The following is a 25,089-nucleotide window of genomic DNA, read 5'->3' on the forward strand; positions in this document are numbered from 1 at the left end:
CGCTGCCTGTTCGGCTTTCACGATTGGAAGCTGTCGAAGTTCTTCGTTCTTGGAAGCCTGAATCCTTCATTCGCCTGCACACGATGCGGGAAGCACAGGGAGGCTCACCATGCAGACGCCTGAGCAGATCGCTGAGGGGCTGAGCGAGGCGCAGCGCGAAGCCGTCATGTCCGCGTCAGAGACGATCGGTGGTCAGATGGTACTTTGGCACGCGCATCGCGGAACAATGAAGTCTTTGTATCGCAAAGGCATTTGCTGCGAGCCCTGTTGGAGAGGCAACGCAGTCGAAACGCCCCTCGGCCTCTCCGTCCGCGAAATTCTCATCACAAAGGAGGCCCGCCGTGGTCATGACTGACAATAAAACGTCTTGGACAGCAGAGCAGCAGGTCAAACACCTGATCGCTTTGAAGGCTATCAAGTTTGGCAGTGAAATACCCGCCGACCTCCTGTCTGATCCTGATGCCGCATACGAATACCTTGTCGAGAACGACGAGCATTGGGACGCGGTGAGCGAAACCCGTTGCGGTGAGGTGGAGACGGACATCCCTGCCGGTTGGTCGCGACACTATGAAAGCAAGTCTGTGGCGGCCTTGTGCCCAGATGGTTCATGGGTTGGCTGGACCTATTGGTACGGAGGCGGAAAACACGCAGATCCGGAGGCCATAGACTGGATCGATCAGGCATACGCTCTCGACTGCACCGAAGAGCAGAAAACGGTCACGGTACGGACCTTCACGAAGACTGGGGAGGCCCCCCTCCAATGACTGACAACAACGCGCTGGAGCTTGAACGATGGCCGGGTTACACCGAGCAATCTTGGTCAGAGCGGTTTGTTGTTCTGGACCGTCTTTATTCCAATAGCATCGAGATCACGAACGGCTTGGTTCGCCAGATTGCCGCTCTCCGCACCCCAGCGCCTGCCCCTGTGGGTGGTGATGAGCCTGTGGCGTGGATGTACAAAACGCATCTAGGTCAAGATTTCGTCTCGCTATTCCGCCGCACTCATTATGATGGCTTTCCCATCACAGAGGAGGCCCCGCTCTACGCCTCACCCCAATCCCCTCCCGCGCCTGAGACTGTGCTGCATATCTCGGACGATGTGAGGGCTTCCACTGATCGTTTAGCGAAACGGATGGGCGGTCGCTTTGTCTATCATTCGGAGCAAGATGCGGTGGAGCGGCTTGATGGCATAGCCAAGGATGGGATTGAGAAAGCATCTAGTGCGCCTGATGGCTTAAAGGCCGCAATCCTAGCCCAAACTATTGGTGAAATCCGCGCTGCCCTCGCAGCGATGCCGCCGAAGGTGCCGTTTCAGCATCGCGTTGGCGACTGGATGGAGCAGTGCTTCACGCCTGAAATCGTAGCTGACAAGTTGGAGCGTTCTGACCGGTTCGTTGAAGAAGCCTTGGAACTGCTACAGGCTTGTGGGTACGACGCAGCCCGCGCCCATGCGCTTGTCGATTACGTTTTCAGCAGGCCGGTAGGCGAACCATCGCAGGAAGTTGGCGGCGTCATGGTTACGCTGGCCGCGCTCTGCAATCCGCACGGTCTGGACATGGAGCAGGCAGCGGAAACCGAACTGGCTCGCATCCTCCAACCGGAGGTCATTGAGAAAATTCGTGCCAAGCAGGCCAGCAAGCCCACCGGCAGCGCACTGCCTATCCCGGTGGCGAAGGTGGAGGCTCCCGCAGCATTCACTCGCCCCAACGATCCCGACGATAAAGCTTGGAACGAATGGACCCCGCCCTCTCCCGCAGCGGATGAGGTTCGGGAGTTGGTGGAGGCGTTTCGGGCCCTCGGCGGACCAGATCAGGGAATGAACTTTTCCTCGGCTCGTTCCAGTGAGCGGCTATATGACATGCTTACCGGAAAACCTATCAGCGCAAGTGCCCGCCCGGCCGAATTGACCGTGTATGGCAAGCGTGCGCTGTTCCTGAAATCCCTGATCGACGGAAAAGGCCGGAAGTTGGCCGACATGCTCGAACGCTTCTCCCACCCGACAGCAGATGCCGTGGCGGTGGAGCGGGAACGGTGCGCGGGTCTGCTGGATGCGCTGCTAGACAGTCAGACACTCAAGCTATTGGCCGGGGAAATGACGGCACAGGAAGTGCGGACCGTGAAGGCCGTGCTTGCCAACATTGCCGCCGCCATCCGTTCGGGAGGCGCGTCATGAGCGCAAACGAACTGATCGAGCGGTATGCCAAGAAGGCTTTGCAAGCATGGAAATCCCTTCCTGGCGAACAGCGGGAAGAAGAACGCTCATTCATCATGGGCTTCAACGCAGGCTGGGAAGAACATGCCGCCCAGAATGGCGATATGAACAACCGCCTTGAATCCCAAGCAGCCGAGATCGAGAAGCACACCGCCGAGATAGCGGCATTGAAGCTGCCATTGCAGCCAACCGTTGGAGATCGCCATTTGGCGGCGGCTCTACGCGATGGTTTGCTCGATGAAATGGAAACAGAGCTTGCAGCACAGCGCATCGAGCAGGGCCAGTATTACGATTGCGGCGATTTTGGATTGGTCATCGAAAATCAGCGCCTTGAGGCTGAAATCGAGAGGCTGGCGAGCGACGACGCGATAGAGGCCGCCGCCAAAGCGCATTGCGATTATTTCGGAGGCGAAGGCTGGTGGGATTCCGGTTTACTCGCAGACACGAAGCCACGCGCCATAGAGGCAATGCGGATCGCTCTCCAAGCCCTCAAAGGAACAGGAGCCGATCATGGTTGAGAACACGAGCGCGGGCGTCAACGTTGCCGATCTGCGTGAGCGCGTTCGTCAATTCCAAACGATGGAACTGCCCGGACAGCCCATGATGTTGCACATGGGCACGAGCTATCTCGTCAATGATCTGTGGTCAGCCGTCAAACTCCTAGCCGAGCGGCAGAAAGGCGGTGACGCGTGAGCAGGTACGCCGAAAACACGTCCGTATCGGTCTCCAACAGCAAGGCCGAAATTGAACGACTGATCGAGCGCTATGGCGCATCCGGCTTCATGTCGGGCTGGGATGCTACCCGCGCCGTGATCGCGTTCGCGATGAACGAGCGGCAGGTCAAGTTTGTGCTGCCGATGCCAGCGCGCGATGAAAAGCGGTTCACGCACCATAGCCGAGGCATGCGCACAGCGGACGCGGCGCTAAAGGAATGGGAGCAGGCCTGCCGCCAACGGTGGCGGGCGCTGGCGCTGGTGATCAAAGCCAAGATGGAAGCCATCGAAAGCGGGATCAGCGAGTTTGACGACGAATTCATGGCGCACATCGTCCTGCCGAACGGTCGCACAGTCAGCGAAGAAGCTAAGCCGCGCATCGCGCATGCATACAAGACTAGGGAAATGCCCGCGCTGCTACCTGATTATTCGGGGGATTCCACATGACCAAAGCAGACCTCATTGCGCTCGCAGAACGGGTAGAGAGGGCCGAGGGGCCAAGCTTCACGCTCGAACTGGAAATATTCAGGGCAATCAACCCGCAGGCCACAAGTCACAGCATCCCGAACAATTACACCGCCTCGCTCGACGCGGCGATGACGTTGGTGCCGGAGGGCCATCGAATCTGCACGATCAGCCAAGCCATGTCAGGCCGAGAGTGGTTCGCTAAACTGGCATTCATTGGCCGTGAAGGCGGGCTGCCAGCATCTGGCGCGTCGTCCCCATCCCTCGCCCTCACAGCCGCCAGCCTCAGGGCTATCGCAGCCGAAACCTACACCCACATTGCCCAGGCGATACAACATGACGAATGATGACACCCCCTGCGAATCGCTCGTTCGGCTCGATCGAAAGGTATCGCGGGCTTTGAGCAACGGCCGTGGAATAAAGTTCACGGCTGAGGAACTGGCGTTGCTGGCCTCGCTCGGAATGATCGAGCAGCTCTCCGAAGCGAAGGCCAAGGCATTAAAGGAGCAAGCAAGGTGTCAGCAGTTAAGGGTGGTGTCTATCAACGAGGGCCATACTGGCTCGATCTCGTACGAGGCGCAGATGGGAAGCCCGTCAGCGACCGGTGGTACATCTGGTGGTATGATTCCGCCGCCGGACGGCAGCAGAGGCGAAGCACGCGCACAGCAGATGTTCGGCTAGCCTGCGATAAACTCGATGAGCACTACTTGGCTAACCATCGAGCGACGCCAAGCGAACAAGAAACCTACGGCGTAGCCGATGCCATGGCAGACTATTGGATCGAGCACGGCCAACATCTCCCCAGCGCAGATCCGATCAAGGCCCGCCTGGCATTGTTCAACCGCTTTCGCGTGATCGAACAGGGCGCCGGCAGGATGCCGCAGCCACTTTTGCCGGACCATTTGGACGATCGAATGATGGATCGTTTCCGCAAGTGGGGCATCGCAGATCCGATTGTCGCCCGGAAAAAGGATGCCAACGGCAATTGGGTCGAGGGAAAGAAGCGACAGCGCGCCGCATCGACCGTGGAAGAAAGCGTCATTCAGCTTAAGGCGGCACTCAACTTTGCCTACAAGGCTCGCCGAACCCGCTATGTGCCTCCGTTGGCTCATAAGTCGCGCGACCAAGTCTCAGTTCAACGGACCTTCCGCCTGTCCGTCGCGGGTCTTGGAGAGTTGCTGGACTACAGCATCCGCGGCGCCGGAAACTATGCTGGCCATGCGGATAGACTACTGCCGCTCCGTCGCTATGTCATTGCGGCCATCTGCACGCTCGCACGCCCAGACGCTATCTTCGATATGAGCGTGGCGCCTCAGCGTGAGCAATGGATGCAGAACGCAGGACTGTTTGCTTTGAACTACGCTGGCCGCGTCCAGACGAAGAAGGTGAGGCCAATTGTCCCTGTCGTTGGCCTGCTACAGTCATGGCTTGAGGCGACCGACGAATGGTTCGTCTGCAAGGAGCGGACCAAGTTCGACTCTGAGCAAAAGGTCGATGTCGTCGAACAGATTGGTGTGGGCGGGATTCGCTCAGCCTGGGACGGTGCGCGGGACCAACTTGGCATCCCGGAGGGTTTTGGGCCGAAACTGATTCGCCACAGCATGTCGACCATCCTGGCAAACCGCGGCGTGGATCTCGTCCAGTTGGAAATCGCACTCGGGCACCGGCCGCTCAAGAAGACAACAAGCCGCTACGCCATCTTCGATCCATCATACCTGAACACGATCAAGAGCGGCATTGAAGACGTGGTGGCAGACCTGACCAAGGCTGCCGGGCCAGCAATTCACCCAAAACTCACGCAAAAGGACGCGAACGTTGCCGTACTACGAGCATGAAAAAACCTGCCGTATCCGTTTGGAAAGGCGGGCTTTTCGAATGGTGGGCGTAGCAAGGATTGAACTTGCGACCCCTACGATGTCAACATAGTGCTCTACCACTGAGCTATACGCCCGCACCATTCGATGTGCCGCGCCCTGCGGCGGCGGCTGGGGGCCATGTAGCGACAGGCCCGTTGCCTTGCAAGACGGATTTCGTGAATTTTTGAAACCCCGGAAAACGCCCCCCGCGATCAGACTTTGATGCTGATCTGGGTGTCGAACAGAGCCTCTATCTCGCGCACCAGTTCGCGCAGGTGAAACGGCTTTGAGAGGATCTTGCTATACGGCTGTTCGCGGCTGCCACGCATGGCCACGGCGGCGAAACCGGTGATGAAAATGATGTTGGTGCGCGGCGAGATTTCGGCGCAGCGCTGGGCCAGCTCGATCCCGTCCATGCCGGGCATGACGATATCGGAGAGCAGCAGATCGTAATCGCTGTCTTCCAGCAGCGGCACCGCATCGAGGCCGGTACCCACGGCGTCCACCTCATAGCCCGAATTTTCGAGCGCAAGGGCCAGATAGTTGCGCATCGCGTCATCGTCTTCGGCGAGGAGAATACGGATCATGAGCGGGGCCTTTCTTTCTGGTGCCCCGGGCCTAGAGCGAATCGTAAACAAATTCTTGCTGCGTTTCCGGCCTGCCCTGCTTTGACACAGCTCGTTTCCAAGGCCAGCTTGGCACGATGGAGCGCACGACGCGGACGAGGGGCGATTCGCAGCCCGAAACAGGCGGAAAAATTCCGGGCAGCGATGGCCATGCGGCCTTTTCGCTCGACGCGCGGGAGCCTTCGCTTCTGCCGATATTGCTCGCCGTGCCGCATGCCGGGCAGGTCTATCCTTCTTCCTTGCTGGCGATGATGCGCGATCCCCGGCGCAACGCGGTGCGGCTGGAAGATCGCCATATCGATCGGGTTGCCCGGTATGCGGCGGCGGAAACCGGGGCGGGGCTGCTGGTCGCCCACGCGCCGCGTGCGATGATCGATCTGAACCGGTCGCCCGACGATGTCGATCACGACATGATCCGATATGGACGCGATTCCGCGCCGCGCCGCACGCCGCCCGGCTGGCGCACGCGCAACGGCCTCGGGCTGGTGCCACGCCGCTTGCCGGATGTGGGGGAATTGTGGACCGGCCAACTGGGGGAAGCCGATCTGGCCGCGCGACTCGACGGGATACACACCCCCTATCATGAGGCGCTGGGCGCGGTTCTGCGCCGGATGCGCGATCGCTGGGGGATGGCGCTGCTGCTCGACATTCATTCGATGCCGCCGCTGACCCCGCGCCCGGCAGGAACGCCCGCGCCGGTCTGCGTGCTGGGGGACCGCTTCGGAGCAAGCTGCGATGCCGGGCTGGCCAACGCCGCGCAGGAACATCTGCGCGATGCCGGGCTGACGGTTGCCGCCAACCGCCCTTATGCCGGGGGCTATGTGCTCGACCGTCATGCCGCGCCGCGCCAGGGCATTCACGCATTGCAGATAGAATTCTGCCGTTCGCTCTATCTCGATTCCCGACTCATGGAGCCGACGGAGGGGGTGGCTGCGACAGGCGCTATTCTCGCTGGCCTGATCCGGCGGCTGAGCGATGAGGTGGCTCTGATCGGGCAGGGGCGGCGCTGGGATCTGGCGGCGGAATAGGCCGGAAATCCGGCATTCCACACCCCCAATGAAAAAACCACCCCGTGCGGAACACGGGGTGGCCAAGGTTCAGGGAGGAGGTGCATTCGCATGCACCTGCTCAGCAGGCCATGAGGGAAAACCTGCCGAACCTCTGTAAGGTAAGTATTCCTCGCCAATCTTGCAAGCTTTTCGCAGGCTTTGCGGCAACCGGCGAGGAAATCGCGCCGGAGTGTTCCGGTTCTGCCTGAACCGGCTCCACTTCCGGATCATCTTTTGTTTGGCGCGATTTCCAGGTCGGCAGGTTTCCACCTGCTTCGAAATCGCACCAGGCGATCAGGCCGGAAGCTGCGGACCCTTGCCTTGCGCCACCTGGCGCGAGAACACCGCACGGATCAGATCGAGCGAAAACAGGTGGGCATAGACCAGAGGCAGGAAGCCGTTGCGGTTCCAGGTGCGCAGCTTGTCGCCGCGCACTTCACGCAGCTTTTCCTCGTTGATCATCTGGAACCCGCGATAGACGAACGGCTTGTCTTCCGCGCCTTCCTGACGGATCGCGACTTCGCCTTCCATCAGCAGATCGTTTTCCTGCAGTTCCTTGATGAACGCGCCCGTGCGTGCGCCGGCTTCTTCGAAGCGCTGGCAGAACGTCAGCATTTCCTGTGTCACTTCGCTGGGCTGGCCGTCTTCGAACAGGGCGTTGCCTTCCTTGAATTCGCCGACGAGGCCGCTCGACGGATCGAAGCACAGCGAGAGTTCTTCGCTTTCGCGGCTCAGCTTGGCGAGCAGGAAAGGATAGCGGCGGGCATAAGCGGGCAGGTAGAGCCCTTCTTCCACCGTGCCGTCATCGCCGACAAAGGCGTTCACGCCTTCGTTCAGGCCCATCAGCGCCAGCGGAACGGGGGTGTCGCCGCTGCTGAACACGATCGGGAAATGGCGCTGCGTCATCGGGAATTCTTCGACCGTCAGCGGAATCGCGTGCTGGCCGGCGAGCCAGGAAGCCTTGTCGGCGGCGCGGGCATGCCACGTGCCGTGGTCGCGGCTGTTGAGCGGCATGAGGTCGTTGTAAAACAGGGGCAGGGAAGCTTGCGGCGCGCTGGCCATGGATCACTCTCCGAAATTGCGGCAACTTGCCGGGGCATATGCCCGAAAAGACGAGGGGCGGGCTTTAAGGCGTCGAACGGACGGGTGCAAGCGGCACAAGCTTGCCGGGATTGAGCAGATTGGACGGATCCAGAGCTTTCTTCACCGCCTGCATCATGTGCAGGCGGACCGGATCGGTCAGCCGGGCCAGTTCCGCCAGCTTCGCCTGCCCGATCCCGTGTTCGGCGCTGATCGACCCATCCCAGGCGACCACGCAATCGTAGATCAAGGCACTGATCTTCTTGCCGGTGGTCTGTTGCCATTCGCCCGGAACCGCCCCCGCCGGAGCGAGAATATGGAGATGGACATTGCCATCGCCGAGATGGCCGTAAGCGATCGCCCGGGTGCCGGGGAAGCGCGCTTCGACTTCGGGCATGACGAAATCGATGAACGCGGGCATGCGTTCCACCGCCACGGATATGTCATGCTGGACGGCGGGGCCGCGCGCCCGCTCCGCCGCGGAAATCGATTCGCGCAGCAGCCAGAAGGCTTCGGCCTGCGATTCGCTGGCGGCGATCGTGGCGTTTTCGATCAGCCCCGCCGCGAACGCGGATGTGAGCAGGTCTTCCGCCTGTGCTGGCAGCGCGTCCGCCGCGCCCAACGGGGCGGCCAGTTCGATCAGCACATGCCAGACGTGTTCCGTATCGAGCGGGGCCCGGCTGCCGGGCAGGTGATGGAGAACGGCGGCCAGACTGTAGGCGGGAATGATTTCGAACCCTTCCATCGCCGTGCCCGCCCGCGCTTCGCAATGGAGCAGCAGCGCGCGGGCCTGTTGCAGCGACGCGACCCCGGCCCAGAGCACCGCCCGCCCGCCCAGCGCGGGGGCAAGACGCAATGTCGCGGCGGTGACGATGCCCAGCGTGCCTTCCGAACCGATCAGCAATTGCTTGAGATCGAACCCGCGATTGTCCTTTTTCAGCGGCGCCAGCGCATCGAACCGGCTGCCGTCGGCCAGCACCGCTTCCAGCCCCAGAACCTGCGCGCGCATGGTGCCGTGGCGCAGCACCTGCGTGCCGCCCGCATTGGTGGAAATCAGCCCGCCCACCGTCGCCGAGCCTTTGCCGCCGAGCGTGAGCGGAAAGCGCAGGCCCTGCGCCGCAACCGCTTCGTGCAGCGTTTGCAACACCACGCCCGCATCGCAGGTGATCTGCATCGCTTCGGCATCGAGAGCGCGGATCGCGTTCATCCGGCGGAGCGAGAGAATCACCTGCTGCCCGCTCGCATCCGGTGTCGCGCCGCCGCACATGCCGCTGTTGCCGCCCTGCGGCACGATGGCGATGCCATGGCGCGCGCACAGCCGGACAAGAGCGCTGACGTCTTCGGTCGAGGCCGGCGAGGCGAGCGCCAGCGCGGCGCCGGTATAATGGCCGCGCCAGTCGGTCAGCCAGGGCTCAATCAGTTCCGGATCACGGGTCAGGCCGCGCGGGCCCAGCAGGTGCGCCGCTTCTTCAAGGAAAGCGGTCTGTTCGGGCGTGTCGTGGGCATGGGTCTGCATGATGTGCCCCATTATGAACCCGTGGGAGGGCGATTGTCACCATTTGCAAGTTTTGCAATTCGGGTTAAGCCGCCATTCAAGCGCCGCACCTATGCATCGGAGGGCAATTCGGATGCCGTGTGTGATCGTTTCGGGGAGCTGATTTCGCCTTGTCATGAACAGCCTGGCCAACCTGCTTTTCCCTGCCATTCTGCTTGCGGTGCCGGAACCGGCCACCCCCGATCCGGATACGGCGGCCATGCTTCCCGCCGTGGAGGATACCGTGCCTGCCGCCAGCCCGCCGGCGACGGCAGAGGTATGGGACGGTCTTGCCGGCGCCTTCCGGCCGCAAGTGCAGAATCAGGTGCGTATCGAACGGCGCGTGATTATCCGGATCAATCCGCGGCGCACGGCTGTGGCGCCCGATCTGCTGAGCGCGCTGCCGCAGGGCGAATTGCCCCCCCGCTACAAGGAGCGCAAATTCGGCAAATGCGTGGAAGCACGCTCCATCGCCGGGGTGCAGGCCCAGCCCGACAACCGCCTGTTGCTGTTCCTGCGCGACCGGCGGATTCTGCTGGTCACTCTGGAAAAATCCTGTCGTGGGCGGAATTTCTATTCCGGCTTCTATGTCGAACCGGACAGGGACGGGAAAGTCTGCACTGGCAGGGACAAGCTGCATTCCCGTTCGGGCGCGAATTGCGAACTGGATAAGTTCCGCGAACTGGTGGCCAGCCGGCACTGACGGTATTTGCGGGGCAACCGCTCTTTTCTTGACTTTCCAGCCCATATCGGCAAATGCCCCGGCGATTGGGACGGGGTTTCCCATTCCTCGTGAAATGATCGGACGGCCGAAGTCGACCGCCCCCATCCGGACAATCAGGACGCCTATGAAATTTGCCGATCTCGGCCTGTCTGATGAATTGCTGCAAGTGGTCGAAGCATCCGGCTACTCCGAGCCGACCCCGATTCAAGCTCAGGCAATCCCTCAGGTCCAGATGATGAAGGACCTCATTGCCATCGCGCAGACGGGCACCGGCAAGACCGCGAGCTTCGTCCTGCCGATGATCGATATCCTGTCGCATGGCCGCCGCCGTGCGCTGATGCCGCGCTCGCTGATTCTGGAGCCGACGCGCGAACTGGCCGTGCAGGTCGCCGAGAATTTCGAGAAGTACGGCAAGAACCACGATCTCAAAATGGCGCTGCTGATCGGCGGCGTGCAGATGGGCGATCAGGTCAAGGCGCTGAACGATGGCGTCGATGTGCTGATCGCCACCCCCGGCCGCCTGATGGATTTGTTCGAACGGGGCAAGATCCTGCTGACCGGCTGCGATCTTCTGGTGATCGACGAAGCGGACCGGATGCTCGACATGGGATTCATTCCCGATATCGAAACGATCTGTTCCAAGCTGCCCGCGAACCGGCAGACGCTGCTGTTTTCGGCAACGATGCCCGCGCCGATCAAGAAGCTGGCCGACAAGTTCCTCACCAATCCGAAATATATCGAAGTCGCCCGCCCGGCGACGGCGAATATCAACATCACCCAGCACAAGGTGTTTGTGCAGGCGCGGCGCAAGCGTGAAGCGCTGCGCGCGCTGCTGCGCAGCGACAATGTGACCACCGCCATCGTCTTCGCCAATCGCAAGACGACGGTGCGCGAACTGGCCAAGAGTCTGAAGCGCCATGGCTTTGCCGCCGGGGAGATCCATGGCGATATGGATCAGCCCGCGCGGCTGGCGGAGCTTGACCTGTTCAAGAGCGGTGCGGTCAACATCCTCGTCGCGTCCGATGTCGCCGCGCGCGGGCTCGACATCAAGGGTGTCAGCCACGTGTTCAATTTCGACACGCCGTGGCATCCCGATGATTACGTTCACCGTATCGGCCGTACGGGCCGGGGCGGGGCATCCGGGCGCGCCTTCACGTTCGTGACCAGCGAAGACGCCGAAGCCATCGCCAATGTCGAAAAGCTTACCGGGATGACCATTCCGGTGCACGAAATGGCGGTCGAGGACGAAGCGCCCAAGGAAGACAGGGCCCGGGAAGACCGGTCCAGGGAAGATAGGCCTCGCCGTGCCCGCACGGAACGGGTGAGCGATGAAGAACCTGCGCCCGCCCCCCGGCGGCGAGAGCGGGAAGAGCGCAAGCCCCGTGGCGAACGCAAACCCGAACGCCAGCGCGACCGCTATCGCGACGACGCGCCGGATGATGGCGGCTGGAACGGCCCGATCCCCGCATTCCTGAGCGTGACGCTGGGTTGATTAATACTCCCACCCCCGTTCGGCCTGAGCCTGTCGAAGGCCGCGCGCCGAACGTCTGACCAAGTTGTCGTTATGCGCGGCCTTCGACAGGCTCGGGCCGAACGGGCATTGGGCTGGCGCAATTCATGTTTGCAAGGATGCAATCGCCTTGATTTCTGGGGCAGATTCCGAAGCCTTCCACCCGCTCTCGCCGCGCCCTTATTCCGGCAGGGAAACGAAACTGTCGAGCACGCGCTTGGTCCCGGCGTTTTCAAACGCGACTTCGAGCTTGTTGCCTTCCTGCCCGGTGACTTCGCCGTAACCGAACTTCTCGTGGAAGACGCGCATGCCGATGGTGATGTCGGTGCGCGGCCTGGCGGCGAAACTGGCGGCGCTGCGGGTCGATTCCTTCACCGGGCGCGGGGCCGGATCGAATGGTGCGGCGGCCGCGCGCTGCCAGCCGGGGCCGCGAGTCTGGGCGCGGTCGGGCCGGTCGCGGGCGACATGGGCGAAAGGATCGTCATGCTCCGACCAGTTGGCGCGCCATAGCGATGCACCGCCGCTCAGCGTGGTTTCCTGATCGGTGTGATCGTCGGGCAGTTCGGCAATGAAGCGGCTGGGAATGGAACTGGTCCACTGGCCGTAAATTCGCCGGTTGGCGGCATAGTAGATCGTGCAGCGCCGCCGTGCGCGAGTGATCGCGACATAGGCGAGGCGGCGTTCCTCCTCCAGGCTGGCAAGGCCGCCTTCGTCGAGCGCGCGCTGGGAAGGGAACACGCCATCTTCCCAGCCGGGCAGGAAAACATGATCGAATTCCAGGCCCTTGGCGGCGTGAATTGTCATGATGGTGATCTTCTCGCCGTCGCTGGCGGCATCGTTGTCCATCACCAGGCTGACATGTTCGAGGAAATCGCCCAGCGTGGGATAGTCTTCCATCGCCCGCGCCAGTTCGGACAGGTTTTCCAGCCGCCCGGCGCTTTCGGGGGAATGGTCCGCCTGCAGCATCGCGGTGTAGCCGGATTCTTCCACCACCAGCCGCAGCAGTTCGGCCGGGCTCAGCGTTTCGCTCTGTTCGCGCCAGCGCGCGAAATCGCCGACCAGCGCGGCCAGCGTGTTGCGCGCGCGGGCGGGCAGATCGCTGCCTTCGGCCAGCGCGCTCATCCCCACGAACAGCGGCTGATCCAGTTCGCGGGCCTTGCGGTGCATCGTTTCCAGCGCCTTGGCCCCCAGGCCGCGCTTGGGCTGGTTGTAAATGCGTTCCAGCGCCAGATCGTCCTGCGGCTGGGCAATGACGCGCAGATAGGCCAGCGCATCGCGGATTTCGGCCCGTTCGTAGAAGCGGAACCCGCCAATGATCTTATAGGGCAGACCGATCTGGATGAAGCGGTCTTCGAATTCGCGGGTCTGGTACTGGGCCCGCACGAGGATCGCCACGCGATCGAGCGGGGCGCCTTCGCGTTCGAGCCGTTCGATCTCGTCCCCGATCCGGCGGGCTTCTTCGGGCGCATCCCACACGCCGACGACGCGGACCTTGTCGCCGCCCGATGCCTCGGTCCACAAGGTCTTGCCGAGGCGCTGGCTGTTTTCGCCGATCAACCCCGATGCCGCGCCGAGGATATCCGGGGTGGAGCGATAATTCTGTTCCAGGCGGATCACTTTCGCGCCGGGAAAATCCTTTTCGAACCGCAGGATATTGGCGACTTCCGCGCCGCGCCATGAATAGATCGACTGATCGTCGTCCCCCACCACGCAGATGTTCTTGCGCGCCTGCGCCAGCAACCGCAGCCAGAGATACTGAACCGCGTTGGTGTCCTGATATTCGTCCACCATGATATATTTGAAGCGCTGCTGATAGTGCTCCAGCACATCGCGATGCTGGCGGAAAACGTTCAGGATGTGCAGCATGAGATCGCCGAAATCGCAGGCGTTCAACGCTTTCAGGCGGGCCTGATAGAGCGTGTAGAACTGCTGCCCCCGGCCATCGGCATAAGCTTCGTTGTCCAATGCATCGAGATCGTCGGGATTGAGGCCGCGGTTCTTCCACCTGTCGATCAGCCCGGCGAGCTGGCGGGCGGGCCAGCGCTTTTCGTCCAGCCCTTGTTCGACGATCAACTGGCGCAGCAGGCGGAGCTGATCGTCGGTATCGATAATGGTGTAATTGCTTTGCAGCCCGGCCAGTTCGGCGTGGCGGCGCAACATCTTGGCGCACACCGCATGGAACGTGCCCAGCCAGGGCATCCCCTCCACCGCCGGGCCGATCAGGTGCCCCACGCGTTCACGCATTTCCCGCGCCGCGCGGTTGGTGAACGTGACACAGAGGATTTCGCTCGGCCACGCGCGCCGCGTGGCGACGAGATGGGCGAGGCGAGTCGTCAGCGCGGCGGTTTTCCCGGTGCCCGCGCCAGCCAGCATCAGCACCGGGCCTTCGGTCGTCAGCACGGCTTCGCGCTGCGGCGGGTTGAGCCCTGCGAGATAGGGCGGCTCGCTCTCGCCGGGGAGAGCGGGATTCAAGGCATTGTCAGGGGTGGTCACCGGTGAACAACTAGGGAACATCGGCCCGGGGTTCAAGCCGTCAAAACCGGGCGGCCGGAACCGCAGCCTGTGCTGGCCGTTCGACTCCGTGTGAAACAATCGAAGGAGTGCCCCATGAAAACCTTGATGTTGAGCACGCTGGCCGTGCTTGCCAGCGCAAGTTTCGGGTCTGCCGCCATCGCACAGGATATGCCGCCTCCGCCCCCGCCACCATCGGATGGGATGCCTCCGCCGGCTGATCCCACTGGAACGGGCATGCCACCCGAAGCGCCCCCCGCGCCGCCTCCGCCGGTGCAGGAACAGGCCAATCCGCAGGGTTCGGGCCAGCCGACCGCCACGCCGCCCGATCCGGCCACGGCCAACGATCCGGTGCCGCCGGCGCAGCCCGCCGATCCCAATTACAACGCCGGGCCGTACAAGGGGGCGCTGACCGCGCCGCCACCGCAGGAAATGAACAAGACCTATCCGGTGTGCACGAAGAAGATTCAGGACAGCTGCCGCAATCCCGGCGGCAAGTAAGCGCCGTTCCGCCAGCGAACGGGTGGAGTGATGGACCTTCGGAAGGAGGTCTATCACGTTCCTGCTTGACGTGAGGCGCGTTGTGCCCAAGCAAGCGCGCCATGAGCCCCTATATTCAGCACCGCCGCGTTCTGGCCGCCGCCCTGTCGGGTACGGCGGTCGAATTCTACGATTTCTACGTCTATGCCACGGCCGCCGCGCTGGTGTTCGGGCCGTTGTTCTTCCCATCGGAAAGCGCCTCGGCGCAATTGCTGCTCAGCCTGATGAGCTTCGGGCTGGCGTTCATCGCCCGGCCGGTGGGTGCGATCGCGTTCGGCCATTTCGGCGACCGGGTGGGGCGCAAGTCGACGCTGGTTGCCTCGCTGATGCTCATGGGTATCTCGACGCTGCTGATTGCCTTCCTCCCGACATACCACATGGTCGGCTGGCTGGCCCCGGCGCTGCTGTGCGTCCTGCGGTTCGGGCAGGGGTTCGGGCTTGGCGGCGAATGGGGCGGGGCCGCGCTGCTGGCAGTGGAAAACGCGCCAAAGGGCTGGGAAGCGCGGTTCGGCACCGCGCCGCAGATCGGCGCCCCGGTGGGGTTTCTGGCCGCGAACGGGCTGTTCCTGCTGCTGGGGCTGGGCCTGTCGGAAAAGGATTTCCTCGAATGGGGCTGGCGCTTGCCGTTCCTGCTCAGCGCGGTGCTGGTCGCCCTGGGGCTGTGGGTGCGGTTGCAGATCGGCGAAACCCCCGCGTTCCGCGAGGCGCTGGAGCATGAAGCACCGCCGATGGTGCCGCTGGGCCGCCTGCTGCGCGAACACTGGGCCCCGGTGATTACAGGCAGCGCCGGGGTGATCGCCTGTTTCGCCATCTTCTATCTCGCAACGGCTTTCGCGCTGGGGCATCTCACCACAGCGCGGCATATGGACCGCGAAACGGTGCTGGGCGTGCAACTGATGGCGAACACTTTCCTGGCCATCGGGATCGTCGTGGCGGGCGTGTGGGCGGACAGGACCAGCCCGCGCCGGGTGCTGACGGTGGGGGCGGTGGCCACGGTCTTGCTGGGGTTTGTTTTCGGCCCGGTGCTCGGTTCGGGCTCGCTGCCGACAGTCTTCGTGATGCTTTCGGCCAGCCTGTTCGTCATGGGGCTGGTCTATGGCCCGCTGGGGGCGTGGCTGCCGACGCTATTCCCGCCGTTCGTGCGCTATACCGGCGTGTCGGTGGCGTTCAATGCGGGCGGGATCATTGGCGGTGCGGTGGTCGCGGTCGAAGCGCAGCGGATTGCGATGATGGGCGGTATCGCGATGATCGGCCTGTTCCTGACGATTGCCGGGCTGCTTACGCTGGCCGGAATCTGGCTGGCCCGCCCGCCGCACGCGGATGCGATGTCGCATCCGGTGTGAGGCAGCCGTCCGGTTTGTCAGGCGGGGCGGAGCAGATGCAGCCGCGCCTTGCCCGAATCGCGCGTGACTTCGACCGTGAAGCCTTTGACATCGAGCGTTTCGGTGCGCGCGGTTTCCACGCTGATCCACGCGCCCGGCGCGATCCAGCCGAGCCGGTTGAGCTTGTCCAGCGCCACCGCGCCCGCGCCGCTGCCATAAGGCGGATCGAGCAGCAGGAGATCGGGCGTGCGCCGCGCCGGGCCGAGCGCCAGCACGGAAGCTGCCCGCACATCGCAGCGATCCTGCGCGCGCAGATTGGCGATATTGGCCCGCAAGGCCCGCAGTGCCGCGGCATCCTGTTCGACGAAAATCGCTTCTGCCGCCCCGCGTGACAGCGCCTCCAGGCCCAGCGCACCCGATCCGGCGAACAGATCGGCCACCACCAGCCCGTCAAAACTGCCGAGGCGGCTGGTCAGCATGGAAAACAGCGTTTCGCGTGTCCGGTCGGCCGTGGGCCGGGTGGTGTCCCCTTGAGGCGCTTTCAACGGGCGGCCGCGCCATTCCCCGGCGATGATCCTCATGCCCGGCTTTCCCGCGCCAGTTGCTTGCGGAACCGTTCGACATCCGCCTGCTTGATTTCAGCCGCCGCCCCGCGCGGCAGATCGCCGAGGGTGAAGGGGCCATAAGCGGTGCGCAGCAGGCGCGAGACCTGGAGCCCGAGATGTTCGAGCACCCGGCGCACTTCGCGGTTCTTGCCTTCGGTCAGCGTCAGTTCGATCCACTGGTTGCGGCCGGTGCGGCGTTCGAGATGGGCATCGATCGGGCCATAGCGGACCCCTTCGATCGTGATCCCTTCGATCAGTTCTTCCAGCTGCGGCTGGGTGATATCGCCGTGCGCGCGGGCGCGGTAAGTGCGCGGGATGCCGCTGGCGGGCAGTTCCATCGCCCGCTTCAGTTCACCGTCGTTGGTCAACAGCAGCAGCCCTTCGGTGTTGAGATCGAGCCGCCCGACCGGCATCAGCCGCGGGGTATCCTTGGGCAGGGCATTGCGCAGCGCGTTGTAGATCGTCGGCCGGCCGCGCGGATCACGCTCCGCCGTGATCAGGCCTGAGGGCTTGTGGAAACAGAACAGCCGCGCCGCCTCCGCCCGGGCGACGGGATTGCCGTCCACGGTCACGCCCTTGAGATTGGGCAGCACCGTGGCAGGGGTGTCGAGCACCGCGCCGTTGAGCGCGATGCGCCCTTCGCCGATCATCCGTTCGACCTCGCGGCGGCTGGCGACACCGGCGCGGGCGAGCAATTTGGCGATCCGTTCGCCTTCGCGCGGCGGGGCGGTCGCGCCGCCCTTGCGGGGGGTGGACGGTGCGCCCCTGGAATGTTTTTCGGCCATGAAAAGCCCTTAGCGATCCGCCGCGCGGTGGGAAAGCGGGGACAGGATGTTTCTCCCGCCTTTCCATGTGAGATTTCGGCGCTAGTTTCACATCTCATTCGCGTGACGAGGAGTGAGGGATGAGCGAGGCGGCCGAAATCAGCGGCAAGCCGGGGTGGCGTAAGGTTCTGGCTTCGCTCGGGAATCGCAAGACGGGATTCATGGCGCTGTTCGGCTTTTCCAGCGCGCTGCCCTATGCCCTGCTTCTGGGCACGCTTTATGCGTGGCTTTCCGATGCCAAGGTCGATCTGGAAACGATGGGTGTTTTCTCGCTTATCGGCCTTGCTTATTCGTTCAAGTTCCTCTGGTCGCCGTTGCTCGACCGGGTCAACCTGCCGGTGCTGCGCCGTCTGGGGCGGCGCAAGCAATGGATTCTGACGGCGCAGGTCCTGCTCGGCACCATTCTGGTGGTCCTTTCGACGCTCGATCCCGTGGGGGCGATCGGCTGGTTCTCGCTGCTGGCGGGGATCGGCGCGTTCGCCTCGGCGACGCAGGATGTCGTGGTCGATGCCTGGCGCGTCGATGTGGCGGACGAAGTGGCGACGATCGACATGCTCTCCACGGTCTATCAGCTTGGCTACCGCTCGGCGGTGCTGGTCGGTGGCGCGCTGGCGCTGTTTCTGGCCGAAGGACTCGGCTGGCCGGCCGTCTATGCGCTCATGGGCTGTCTGATGCTGGTCATCGCCGTGGCCAGCCTGTTCGCACCGGAAGGGCGGCCGACCAGCGCGGTTATTGCCGCCGATGCCGCAACGCTTTCGGAACTGCGCCAGCCGGGCGAACTGGAACCACGCCTGCGCGCGTTCGCGCTGCTGTTCGTCGGTCTGTTGTGGGCCTGGGCGCTGATCACCGTGGGTATATTCATGGTCCGCTCGCTCGGCAGCGATCCGGGGTCGCGCCCCGATTCCGTTGCTTTCGTAGCCCAGCAGGGGCCGCTGATCGTGATTGCGACAGTGGTGGTGCCCGCGATCATAGCTGCTTGGCTGGTGCGTCAGAAACGGCATGGCCGCTATGTGCTGACCCAGCCCGTGCCCATGACGCGGCGGCGCGATGCGCTGCTGGATCATGGCTATCGCGCGCTGATCCTGCCTTTGACCGACATCGTCGGGCGGTTGGGCTGGGCGACGATTCTGGTGCTGGGGCTGGTGCTGACGTACCGCATCACTGACACGATCTGGGGCACTTTCGCCTATCCGTTCTATCTCGGGGAACTGGCCTATTCGAAGGAAGAAGTGGCGATTGCGTCCAAATTCTTCGGGGTCGGCGCGCTGATGCTGGGCATTGCGCTCGGCGGAATCCTGTTCACGTACATCGGCCGGATGGCGGTGATGACGCTGGGCGCGCTGACCGCGGCGCTGACCAATCTGCTGTATGCCGACCTGGCGGCGGGCGGGGCGGTGATGGCTGCCTGCGCGCGCGTGACGGGGTTCACTTTTCTGGTCGAACATCTCGGCGGGGACGAACGGCTGGCCAAGCTGATGTTCGCCATCGCGGGCGAGAATATTGCGGGCGGGATCGCCGGGGCGGCGTTGGTCGCTTATCTCTCGTCGATCACATCGAAGAAATACAGCGCGGTGCAATATGCCCTTCTGTCATCGCTGACGTTCCTTGTCGGGACGCTGGGGCGCGGCGCGCTGGGCAAGATGATCGAGACGCAGGGGTATTATGCGGTGTTCATCCTGACCACCGGCATCGGCCTGATCGCGGTGGTGCTGTGCGTGATGGAATGGGTGCGGATCAAGCGCCTGGGCAGGCGCGCGGGGCTGGACAGCGTGGCGCTGGCAACGGCCTGACGCCTGAGCGAATGCCCTAGTCGGGTATTTCCCCGTTCAATGCCAGTATCTTGCCCGCCAGCCGCAGCGCGCCGGTGATCAGCACGGTCTGGTGCCGGTCGTCATGCTCGTGCGCGAGAGTGGCCGAGATATCTTCCAGCGCCTTGCGGATATCGGTGGCGGGCCGCACGAGAGGAATGCCCAGCTTGTTCGCGACGGCGCAGATGTGTTCCGGCGAGTGGGATTCGTTCCCTTCGATAGGGATGGCCCACAGCCTTGTGATAAGAGGCGCCAGCGGCTTGAGAAAATCCTCGACCTGCCGGTTGGCAAGCATGCCCATGACGACATTGAGCACCGGCTTGCCCGCCATCGCGGTGGCGATGACGCCTGCGGCATCGGGATTGTGCCCGCCGTCAAGGATCACTTCCGTACCGGGCACGATCGCGGTGAGCGGGCCGGGAGCCAATGTTTGCATGCGCGCGGGCCAATGGGCCGCCAGCAGGCCGCGCGCCATCGCGTCGCTGGCGACAGCGACTTCGCGCTGGTGACGCAGCATGGCGATGGCCAGCGCGGCGTTGTCCGCCTGGTGCAGGCCGGGCAGGGCCGGCAGGGGAAGCGTGAGCGACCCAGCGGCATCGCGATATTCCAGCACATCGCCCGCATGCGCGACCCATTCCTGCCCGCGCATCGCCACCCGGGCGCCTGCCTGCTTGGCGATCTTGAGGATTTGCGCGGTGGCTTCGGGCGGATAGGCCTGCGTCACCAGCGGCGATCCCCGCCGCGCGATATTGGCCTTTTCGAACGCGATGCGCGCCAGCGGATGATCGGGCGCGGCCGGATCTTCGCGCAGGAGGAACGCTTCGTGATCGATCCCCAGCGAAGCGATGCCGCAGGCCGCCGGATGTTCGAGCACATTGGTGGCATCGAACCGGCCGCCAAGGCCGACTTCGATCACGCAGGCATCGGCTTCTATATGGGCGAAAGCGAGGAACATGGCGGCGGTCGTCACTTCGAAGAAGCTCGGATGCAGATCCTCGCACTTGTCGAGCACTTCGCCCAGCAGGTCGGCCAGCAGGCCATCGTCGATCAGCTTGCCTGCCACACGGATACGCTCATTATAGCGCACCAGATGGGGCTTGGTCGCGGAATGGACCGTCAACCCCTGTTCTTCCATCATGAAGCGCAGGAAGGTGCAGGTCGATCCCTTGCCATTGGTGCCCGCGACATGGAATGTCGGCGGCAGCAATTGCTGCGGATTGCCGAGCCGGGCAAGCATCGCCCGGATCGTGTCGAGGCCGAGGCGGCCCTGCGGCAGCGAGAGCCGGGCAAGCCGCTCCAACTGCGCCTGCACCGCCGGATCGTCCGATGTGGCGAAATCCTTCACGGCCGCCCCGGCAAAATCGTCAGGCAGCCCGGGCAGGCTGGAGATAGTCGAGCAGCCGCGCCAGCGTGCCGCGCAGCGATTTGCGATCGACCACCATATCCACCATGCCGTGTTTGTGGAGATATTCCGCGCGCTGGAACCCGTCGGGCAGGCTCTCGCGGATGGTATTCTGGATCACCCGCTGCCCGGCAAAGCCGATCAGCGCACCGGGTTCGGCGATATGGATATCGCCCAGCATGGCATAACTGGCGGTGACGCCGCCGGTGGTCGGATCGGTCAGCACCACGATATAGGGCAGGCCCGCTTCCTTGAGGCGGCGGGTCATCACTGTGGCCTTGGGCATCTGCATCAGGCTGAGAATGCCTTCCTGCATGCGCGCGCCGCCGGCGGCAGTGAACACGATATAGGCGCAACCTTCATCCAGCGCGCGCTGCGCGCCGTTCACGAAAGCCTGGCCCACGGCCATGCCCATCGATCCGCCCATGAAAGTGAAATCCTGCACACCGACCACGGCCCTGTGCCCATCGATCGAGCCCAGCGCGACCTGGAAGGCATCGGTATGCGGGCTCTTGGCGCGGGCTGCCTTGATCCGGTCGGCGTATTTCTTGCTGTCGCGGAATTTCAGCGGATCTTCTGCGACCTGCGGTTCGGCGAGCAGCGCGAAACCGGGATCGAGCACCTGCGCCAGCCGCACATCTGCCCCGACGCGGCCATGATGGTCACAGCGCGGGCAGACGAAGAGGTTCTCCTCGTAATCGCGGGCGAACAGCATTTCGCTGCAATTGGGGCATTTGACCCACAGGTTGTCAGCCGTTTCCCGCTTACGGCCAAACGGGATCGATTTACGGATTTGGGTAAGCCAGCTCATGCAGGCACCTTTCGCGCATTATGCACCGCTTCCGCAAGGGCGCTGGTCAATTCTCGCACAGATGATGGGGCGGATGCGCCATGCTGGCCGATCAGTTCGACCAGCGCGGACCCGACGATGACGCCATCGGCGATCCTGGCGATAGCGCTGGCCTGTTCGGGCGTGCGCACGCCGAAGCCGACGCCCACGGGCAGATCGGTGGCGGCTTTGAGCTGGCCGACCGCCTGTTCGATCGAATCCAGCGCGGCCTGCTGCTTGCCGGTGATCCCGGCCACCGAAACATAATAGAGGAAGCCCGACGAGCCATCGAGCACGGCGGGCAGCCGGGCGGCGTCGGTGGTGGGCGTGGCGAGGCGGATCATCGCCACGCCCGCTTCGCGCAGGCTGGGGCCGAGATCGGCATCTTCTTCCGGCGGAATGTCGACGCAGATCACCCCGTCCACACCGGCCTTGGCGCATTCGGCGGCGAACCAGTCGGCGCCCCGGCGCGTCATCGGGTTGGCGTAGCCCATCAGCACCAACGGCACCTGCGGATGGCGCTGGCGGAACGTGGCGGCGATGGCGAACACGTCCGCCGTCGTCGTGCCCCTGGCGAGCGCGCGCAGATCGGCGGCCTGGATCGCGGGGCCATCGGCCATCGGATCGGTGAACGGCATGCCCAGTTCGATCACATCCGCACCGCCCGCGATCAGCGCATCGAGATTGGCGGCGGTATCGCCGTCACCCGCGGTGATGAAGCAGATGAGCGCGGCATGGCCTTTGGCAAAAGCGCTGGAAAGGCGGTTCGCGGTCTGGGTCACAGGGAAACTCCCAGAGCATCGGCAACGGTGAAGATGTCCTTGTCCCCCCGGCCGGAAACATTGACGACGAGCAGGCGGTCGCTGCCCATCTGCGCGGTCAGTTCGGGCAGCGCGGCGAGCGCGTGCGAGCTTTCCAGCGCGGGAATGATCCCTTCGAGCTTGCAGCAGAGCTGGAAGGCTTCGAGCGCCTGATCGTCGTTGATCGGGATATAGCGCACGCGCCCGCTTTCATGCAGCCAGCTGTGTTCCGGCCCGATGCCGGGATAGTCGAGCCCTGCGCTGATCGAATGGGCTTCGGTGATCTGGCCGTCCTCGTCCTGCAACAGATACGTGCGGTTGCCGTGGAGAATGCCGGGCGCCCCGCCGGTGAGGCTGGCGGCGTGCTTGTCGGTATCGACGCCATGGCCGCCCGCTTCGATGCCGACCATTTCCACGGCCGGATCGTCAAGGAACGGGTGAAACAGGCCGATCGCGTTCGATCCGCCGCCGACCGCGGCCACCAGCATATCGGGCAGGCGGCCTTCGGCGGCGAGAATCTGTTCGCGGGTTTCCTCGCCGATCACCGATTGGAAATCGCGCACCAGTTCCGGATAGGGGTGCGGACCGGCGGCGGTGCCGATGATGTAGAACGTGTTGTGCACGTTGGCGACCCAGTCGCGCAGCGCTTCGTTCATTGCGTCCTTCAGCGTCTTCGCGCCGCTTTCCACCGGGATCACTTCCGCGCCCAGCAGCTTCATGCGGAAGACGTTGGGCTGCTGCCGGGCCACGTCGGTCGCGCCCATGTAGATCACGCAGGGCAGGCCGAACCGGGCGCAGACGGTGGCCGTGGCGACGCCATGCTGGCCCGCGCCGGTTTCGGCAATGATCCGCGTCTTGCCCATGCGGATGGCGAGGAGAATCTGGCCGATGCAATTGTTGATCTTGTGCGCGCCGGTGTGATTGAGTTCCTCGCGCTTGAAATAGATTTTCGGCCCTTTGCCTTCGGGCGCCAGTTCGCGGAAATGCGCGGTCAGCCGCTCGGCATGATAGAGCGGGCTGGGCCGCCCCACGAAATGCTTCATCAGATCGTCGAACTGCGCCTGGAATGCGGGATCGGCTTTCGCGGCCCGGTATTCCTTTTCCAGATCGAGGATCAGGGGCATGAGCGTTTCGGCGACATAGCGGCCGCCGAAGGCCCCGAAATGCCCGCGTTCGTCGGGCTGATTGCGGAGCGAGTTGGCTATGGGTTTCGATGCAGACATGGCCTGTCGCGATTGGCAGAGCGGGCACGCGAAGTCCAGCGTTCAGACGCGGCGCGAACCACGGAAGTGCAGGGGCGCGGCATTCTGCCTGAAACGCCATTGTTGCTAAATTAACACATAATAGGGGTGATATGTTGCATGAACGCACTATTCATAAGGGCGCAAGCTTGCGAATCCTAATTATCCCCTGACCCCAAAAGCACACATCAAACCACACAGGGGCCTGTTTTCAGGAGGTTGAATATGCGTAAAGGACTTCTCTCGGCTGCCGCCATCGCTCTTGCCGCCACGACGTTCGCCGCCGCGCCGGCCATGGCCAACGAAGCCCGCGTCGAGGCGCGCGGCGGCGTGATCTGGAACGGCAGCGATAGCGAAGCCATCGCGGGCGTTGCCGCCGGTTACGATGTCGATGTCGGCCAGAAGACTTTCGTCGGCGTGGAAGTGTCGGGCGACAAAATCCTGACCGACCATACCCGCGTTTCCTTCGGCGCTTCGGCACGCGCCGGGGCCAAGCTGGGTGAAGCGGGCAAGCTCTACGCCGTTGGCGGCTATGCCACCAAACCGTGCCGGTTCTGCGAAGATTCCTTCAATCTCGGCGCGGGTTACCAGCACAATTTCGGCCGGAACTTCTATGGCAAGGTCGAATATCGCCACAATTTCATCGGCGATGGCGTGAAGGACAACGACGTTGCCGGTGTGGGGCTGGGCGTGCGCTTCTAAGCCTGCCTCCACCGCAGCATGCGGGAAGGGCGGTCCCTCGCGGGCCGCCCTTTTTGCGTTATGCGCGGATCAGCCTGCGCGGACGGCGGCGCAGAAGGCCGCGATCCGGGCCGCGTCCTTGACCCCGGGCGCGCTTTCGACGCCCGAGGAGGTATCGACCAATCCCGTGCCGGTGATCCGGATCGCATCGCCGACATTGGCGGGGTTCAGGCCCCCGGCAAGGCCCCAGCGCCCCGGGTGGCCATATCCGGCGAGCAGAGACCAGTCGAACACCAGCCCCATGCCGCCGGGCCGGGTGGCGTCGGTGGGGGTCTTGGCGTCGAACAGGATCAGATCGGCGGCAGTGTGATAGCCCAGCGCCCGCTCGACATCATGGGCGGAGGCGACCGGCAGCGCTTTCCACACCGGCCGGGCGAATCGGGCTTTGACCTGCGCCACCCGCTCGGGCGTTTCGTTGCCGTGGAGCTGGATCGCATCGAGATTCGCCGCCTGCACGGCATCGGCGATGTCCCTGTCGTCGGCATCGACGAACAGCCCCACCTTCTTTGCGCGGCCGCCCGTGCGCGCGGCCAGCGCTTGCGCATCGCTCGGCGTCACGTTGCGGGGGGAAGGGGGGAAGAACACGAAACCCACGAAATCGGCCCGGGCCACGATGCTGGCGTCCAGTGCTGCGGGCGTTGCAATGCCGCAGATCTTGATGAGGGGGGCGTTCATGCCGCTCACATAGGCAAAAGTG

General features: G+C 63.6%; 27 protein-coding genes and 1 tRNA gene. 16 read left to right on the forward strand and 12 right to left on the reverse strand.

Annotated features, from left to right (window positions below; translation table 11 throughout):
- The first annotated feature begins 109 nt into the window (after positions 1–109).
- Genes K5X80_RS08900 through K5X80_RS08940 form a run of 9 tightly spaced genes read left to right on the forward strand, consistent with a single transcriptional unit; the run spans position 110 to position 5,225 of the window.
- Positions 110–355, forward strand: coding sequence for a hypothetical protein (locus tag K5X80_RS08900; RefSeq protein WP_222557398.1), 246 nt, complete (start codon positions 110–112; stop codon positions 353–355).
- Positions 348–764, forward strand: coding sequence for a hypothetical protein (locus K5X80_RS08905; RefSeq protein ID WP_222557399.1), 417 nt, complete (start codon positions 348–350; stop codon positions 762–764). The genes K5X80_RS08900 and K5X80_RS08905 overlap by 8 nt, the downstream gene beginning before the upstream one ends.
- Positions 761–2,173, forward strand: a complete 1,413-nt coding sequence (locus K5X80_RS08910; protein WP_222557400.1) for a hypothetical protein — start codon at positions 761–763, stop codon at positions 2,171–2,173. Before K5X80_RS08905 ends, K5X80_RS08910 begins: the two co-directional genes overlap by 4 nt.
- The gene (locus K5X80_RS08915; protein WP_222557401.1) at positions 2,170–2,730 is read left to right on the forward strand and encodes a hypothetical protein; all 561 of its coding nucleotides are present in this window, start codon (positions 2,170–2,172) and stop codon (positions 2,728–2,730) included. The genes K5X80_RS08910 and K5X80_RS08915 overlap by 4 nt, the downstream gene beginning before the upstream one ends.
- Positions 2,723–2,905, forward strand: coding sequence for a hypothetical protein (locus K5X80_RS08920; RefSeq protein ID WP_222557402.1), 183 nt, complete (start codon positions 2,723–2,725; stop codon positions 2,903–2,905). Before K5X80_RS08915 ends, K5X80_RS08920 begins: the two co-directional genes overlap by 8 nt.
- On the forward strand, positions 2,902–3,372 hold the full coding sequence (locus K5X80_RS08925; RefSeq protein ID WP_222557403.1) for a hypothetical protein: 471 nt from the start codon (positions 2,902–2,904) through the stop codon (positions 3,370–3,372). Before K5X80_RS08920 ends, K5X80_RS08925 begins: the two co-directional genes overlap by 4 nt.
- On the forward strand, positions 3,369–3,737 hold the full coding sequence (locus K5X80_RS08930) for a hypothetical protein (protein ID WP_222557404.1): 369 nt from the start codon (positions 3,369–3,371) through the stop codon (positions 3,735–3,737). Before K5X80_RS08925 ends, K5X80_RS08930 begins: the two co-directional genes overlap by 4 nt.
- Positions 3,727–4,071 carry a hypothetical protein gene (locus K5X80_RS08935; RefSeq protein ID WP_222557405.1) on the forward strand — a complete coding sequence of 115 codons (345 nt, stop codon included), beginning with the start codon at positions 3,727–3,729 and terminating at the stop codon, positions 4,069–4,071. The genes K5X80_RS08930 and K5X80_RS08935 overlap by 11 nt, the downstream gene beginning before the upstream one ends.
- 26 nt (positions 4,072–4,097) lie before the next feature.
- Positions 4,098–5,225 carry a tyrosine-type recombinase/integrase gene (locus K5X80_RS08940; protein ID WP_222557406.1) on the forward strand — a complete coding sequence of 376 codons (1,128 nt, stop codon included), beginning with the start codon at positions 4,098–4,100 and terminating at the stop codon, positions 5,223–5,225.
- A 41-nt stretch (positions 5,226–5,266) separates the two neighbouring features.
- On the opposite strand, the gene K5X80_RS08945 is transcribed toward K5X80_RS08940, so the two are convergent.
- Both K5X80_RS08945 and K5X80_RS08950 read right to left on the reverse strand, forming a co-directional pair.
- Positions 5,267–5,341 (reverse strand) — tRNA-Val (locus K5X80_RS08945).
- A 117-nt stretch (positions 5,342–5,458) separates the two neighbouring features.
- The gene (locus tag K5X80_RS08950) at positions 5,459–5,833 is read right to left on the reverse strand and encodes a response regulator (protein ID WP_222557407.1); all 375 of its coding nucleotides are present in this window, start codon (positions 5,831–5,833) and stop codon (positions 5,459–5,461) included.
- A 116-nt stretch (positions 5,834–5,949) separates the two neighbouring features.
- On the opposite strand from K5X80_RS08950, the gene K5X80_RS08955 reads away from it, so the two are divergent.
- On the forward strand, positions 5,950–6,900 hold the full coding sequence (locus tag K5X80_RS08955; protein ID WP_222557408.1) for an N-formylglutamate amidohydrolase: 951 nt from the start codon (positions 5,950–5,952) through the stop codon (positions 6,898–6,900).
- Positions 6,901–7,215: 315 nt separating this feature from the next.
- Here K5X80_RS08955 and K5X80_RS08960 read toward each other — a convergent pair whose 3' ends face one another.
- The gene (locus K5X80_RS08960) at positions 7,216–7,983 is read right to left on the reverse strand and encodes a SapC family protein (RefSeq protein ID WP_222557409.1); all 768 of its coding nucleotides are present in this window, start codon (positions 7,981–7,983) and stop codon (positions 7,216–7,218) included.
- Between the two features lie 64 nt (positions 7,984–8,047).
- Complete coding sequence (locus K5X80_RS08965; protein ID WP_222557410.1) at positions 8,048–9,529, reverse strand: FAD-binding oxidoreductase; 1,482 nt, start codon at positions 9,527–9,529, stop codon at positions 8,048–8,050.
- Positions 9,530–9,671: 142 nt separating this feature from the next.
- Here K5X80_RS08965 and K5X80_RS08970 point away from each other — a divergent pair, with 142 nt between their 5' ends.
- Together K5X80_RS08970 and K5X80_RS08975 are read left to right on the forward strand one after the other, a co-directional pair.
- Positions 9,672–10,238, forward strand: coding sequence for a hypothetical protein (locus K5X80_RS08970; RefSeq protein WP_222557411.1), 567 nt, complete (start codon positions 9,672–9,674; stop codon positions 10,236–10,238).
- Positions 10,239–10,383: 145 nt separating this feature from the next.
- Positions 10,384–11,751: a DEAD/DEAH box helicase gene (locus K5X80_RS08975; protein ID WP_222557412.1), complete on the forward strand. Its 1,368-nt coding sequence runs from the start codon at positions 10,384–10,386 to the stop codon at positions 11,749–11,751.
- A gap of 198 nt (positions 11,752–11,949) precedes the next feature.
- Here the strand turns inward: K5X80_RS08975 and K5X80_RS08980 are convergent, their stop codons facing one another.
- Positions 11,950–14,283, reverse strand: coding sequence for an ATP-dependent helicase (locus K5X80_RS08980; protein WP_222557413.1), 2,334 nt, complete (start codon positions 14,281–14,283; stop codon positions 11,950–11,952).
- Between the two features lie 93 nt (positions 14,284–14,376).
- Between K5X80_RS08980 and K5X80_RS08985 the strand changes: the two genes are divergently transcribed.
- Both K5X80_RS08985 and K5X80_RS08990 read left to right on the forward strand, forming a co-directional pair.
- The gene (locus tag K5X80_RS08985) at positions 14,377–14,781 is read left to right on the forward strand and encodes a hypothetical protein (RefSeq protein WP_222557414.1); all 405 of its coding nucleotides are present in this window, start codon (positions 14,377–14,379) and stop codon (positions 14,779–14,781) included.
- A gap of 101 nt (positions 14,782–14,882) precedes the next feature.
- Complete coding sequence (locus K5X80_RS08990; RefSeq protein ID WP_222557415.1) at positions 14,883–16,163, forward strand: MFS transporter; 1,281 nt, start codon at positions 14,883–14,885, stop codon at positions 16,161–16,163.
- A 17-nt stretch (positions 16,164–16,180) separates the two neighbouring features.
- Here K5X80_RS08990 and rsmD read toward each other — a convergent pair whose 3' ends face one another.
- Together rsmD and K5X80_RS09000 are read right to left on the reverse strand one after the other, a co-directional pair.
- Positions 16,181–16,723 (reverse strand): 16S rRNA (guanine(966)-N(2))-methyltransferase RsmD, encoded by a 543-nt coding sequence (gene rsmD, locus K5X80_RS08995; RefSeq protein ID WP_222557416.1) that lies wholly within the window; start codon positions 16,721–16,723, stop codon positions 16,181–16,183.
- The gene (locus K5X80_RS09000; RefSeq protein WP_222557417.1) at positions 16,720–17,532 is read right to left on the reverse strand and encodes a pseudouridine synthase; all 813 of its coding nucleotides are present in this window, start codon (positions 17,530–17,532) and stop codon (positions 16,720–16,722) included. The genes rsmD and K5X80_RS09000 overlap by 4 nt, the downstream gene beginning before the upstream one ends.
- A 119-nt stretch (positions 17,533–17,651) precedes the next feature.
- Between K5X80_RS09000 and K5X80_RS09005 the strand changes: the two genes are divergently transcribed.
- Positions 17,652–19,361, forward strand: coding sequence for an AmpG family muropeptide MFS transporter (locus K5X80_RS09005; RefSeq protein ID WP_222557418.1), 1,710 nt, complete (start codon positions 17,652–17,654; stop codon positions 19,359–19,361).
- Positions 19,362–19,377: 16 nt separating this feature from the next.
- Here the strand turns inward: K5X80_RS09005 and K5X80_RS09010 are convergent, their stop codons facing one another.
- The 4 genes from K5X80_RS09010 to trpB are packed head-to-tail and all read right to left on the reverse strand — an operon-like array spanning position 19,378 to position 23,633.
- Complete coding sequence (locus tag K5X80_RS09010; RefSeq protein ID WP_222557419.1) at positions 19,378–20,724, reverse strand: bifunctional folylpolyglutamate synthase/dihydrofolate synthase; 1,347 nt, start codon at positions 20,722–20,724, stop codon at positions 19,378–19,380.
- Between the two features lie 19 nt (positions 20,725–20,743).
- Positions 20,744–21,592 (reverse strand): acetyl-CoA carboxylase, carboxyltransferase subunit beta, encoded by an 849-nt coding sequence (accD, locus tag K5X80_RS09015; RefSeq protein ID WP_222557420.1) that lies wholly within the window; start codon positions 21,590–21,592, stop codon positions 20,744–20,746.
- Entirely contained in the window at positions 21,589–22,392 is an 804-nt protein-coding gene (trpA, locus tag K5X80_RS09020) for a tryptophan synthase subunit alpha (RefSeq protein ID WP_222557421.1), read from the reverse strand. The genes accD and trpA overlap by 4 nt, the downstream gene beginning before the upstream one ends.
- Complete coding sequence (gene trpB, locus K5X80_RS09025) at positions 22,389–23,633, reverse strand: tryptophan synthase subunit beta (protein WP_222557422.1); 1,245 nt, start codon at positions 23,631–23,633, stop codon at positions 22,389–22,391. Before trpB ends, trpA begins: the two co-directional genes overlap by 4 nt.
- Positions 23,634–23,876: 243 nt before the next feature.
- On the opposite strand from trpB, the gene K5X80_RS09030 reads away from it, so the two are divergent.
- Entirely contained in the window at positions 23,877–24,353 is a 477-nt protein-coding gene (locus K5X80_RS09030; protein ID WP_222557423.1) for an outer membrane protein, read from the forward strand.
- Between the two features lie 69 nt (positions 24,354–24,422).
- On the opposite strand, the gene K5X80_RS09035 is transcribed toward K5X80_RS09030, so the two are convergent.
- Positions 24,423–25,067, reverse strand: coding sequence for a phosphoribosylanthranilate isomerase (locus K5X80_RS09035; protein ID WP_222557424.1), 645 nt, complete (start codon positions 25,065–25,067; stop codon positions 24,423–24,425).
- Positions 25,068–25,089: the final 22 nt, after the last annotated feature.

The organism is Caenibius sp. WL (assembly GCF_019803445.1).
Classification (GTDB): domain Bacteria; phylum Pseudomonadota; class Alphaproteobacteria; order Sphingomonadales; family Sphingomonadaceae; genus Caenibius.

What these genes read in the sequence shown, in the direction of transcription:
- K5X80_RS08900 (WP_222557398.1), top strand. Translation starts at nt 110, where the DNA reads ATGCAGACGCCTGAGCAGATCGCTGAGGGGCTGAGCGAGGCGCAGCGC.
- K5X80_RS08905 (WP_222557399.1), top strand. Translation starts at nt 348, where the DNA reads ATGACTGACAATAAAACGTCTTGGACAGCAGAGCAGCAGGTCAAACAC.
- K5X80_RS08910 (WP_222557400.1), top strand. Translation starts at nt 761, where the DNA reads ATGACTGACAACAACGCGCTGGAGCTTGAACGATGGCCGGGTTACACC.
- K5X80_RS08915 (WP_222557401.1), top strand. Translation starts at nt 2,170, where the DNA reads ATGAGCGCAAACGAACTGATCGAGCGGTATGCCAAGAAGGCTTTGCAA.
- K5X80_RS08920 (WP_222557402.1), top strand. Translation starts at nt 2,723, where the DNA reads ATGGTTGAGAACACGAGCGCGGGCGTCAACGTTGCCGATCTGCGTGAG.
- K5X80_RS08930 (WP_222557404.1), top strand. Translation starts at nt 3,369, where the DNA reads ATGACCAAAGCAGACCTCATTGCGCTCGCAGAACGGGTAGAGAGGGCC.
- K5X80_RS08935 (WP_222557405.1), top strand. Translation starts at nt 3,727, where the DNA reads ATGACGAATGATGACACCCCCTGCGAATCGCTCGTTCGGCTCGATCGA.
- K5X80_RS08950 (WP_222557407.1), bottom strand. Translation starts at nt 5,833, where the DNA reads ATGATCCGTATTCTCCTCGCCGAAGACGATGACGCGATGCGCAACTAT.
- K5X80_RS08955 (WP_222557408.1), top strand. Translation starts at nt 5,950, where the DNA reads ATGGAGCGCACGACGCGGACGAGGGGCGATTCGCAGCCCGAAACAGGC.
- K5X80_RS08960 (WP_222557409.1), bottom strand. Translation starts at nt 7,983, where the DNA reads ATGGCCAGCGCGCCGCAAGCTTCCCTGCCCCTGTTTTACAACGACCTC.
- K5X80_RS08965 (WP_222557410.1), bottom strand. Translation starts at nt 9,529, where the DNA reads ATGGGGCACATCATGCAGACCCATGCCCACGACACGCCCGAACAGACC.
- K5X80_RS08970 (WP_222557411.1), top strand. Translation starts at nt 9,672, where the DNA reads ATGAACAGCCTGGCCAACCTGCTTTTCCCTGCCATTCTGCTTGCGGTG.
- K5X80_RS08975 (WP_222557412.1), top strand. Translation starts at nt 10,384, where the DNA reads ATGAAATTTGCCGATCTCGGCCTGTCTGATGAATTGCTGCAAGTGGTC.
- K5X80_RS08980 (WP_222557413.1), bottom strand. Translation starts at nt 14,283, where the DNA reads ATGTTCCCTAGTTGTTCACCGGTGACCACCCCTGACAATGCCTTGAAT.
- K5X80_RS08985 (WP_222557414.1), top strand. Translation starts at nt 14,377, where the DNA reads ATGAAAACCTTGATGTTGAGCACGCTGGCCGTGCTTGCCAGCGCAAGT.
- K5X80_RS08990 (WP_222557415.1), top strand. Translation starts at nt 14,883, where the DNA reads ATGAGCCCCTATATTCAGCACCGCCGCGTTCTGGCCGCCGCCCTGTCG.
- rsmD (WP_222557416.1), bottom strand. Translation starts at nt 16,723, where the DNA reads ATGAGGATCATCGCCGGGGAATGGCGCGGCCGCCCGTTGAAAGCGCCT.
- K5X80_RS09000 (WP_222557417.1), bottom strand. Translation starts at nt 17,532, where the DNA reads ATGGCCGAAAAACATTCCAGGGGCGCACCGTCCACCCCCCGCAAGGGC.
- K5X80_RS09005 (WP_222557418.1), top strand. Translation starts at nt 17,652, where the DNA reads ATGAGCGAGGCGGCCGAAATCAGCGGCAAGCCGGGGTGGCGTAAGGTT.
- accD (WP_222557420.1), bottom strand. Translation starts at nt 21,592, where the DNA reads ATGAGCTGGCTTACCCAAATCCGTAAATCGATCCCGTTTGGCCGTAAG.
- trpB (WP_222557422.1), bottom strand. Translation starts at nt 23,633, where the DNA reads ATGTCTGCATCGAAACCCATAGCCAACTCGCTCCGCAATCAGCCCGAC.
- K5X80_RS09030 (WP_222557423.1), top strand. Translation starts at nt 23,877, where the DNA reads ATGCGTAAAGGACTTCTCTCGGCTGCCGCCATCGCTCTTGCCGCCACG.
- K5X80_RS09035 (WP_222557424.1), bottom strand. Translation starts at nt 25,067, where the DNA reads ATGAACGCCCCCCTCATCAAGATCTGCGGCATTGCAACGCCCGCAGCA.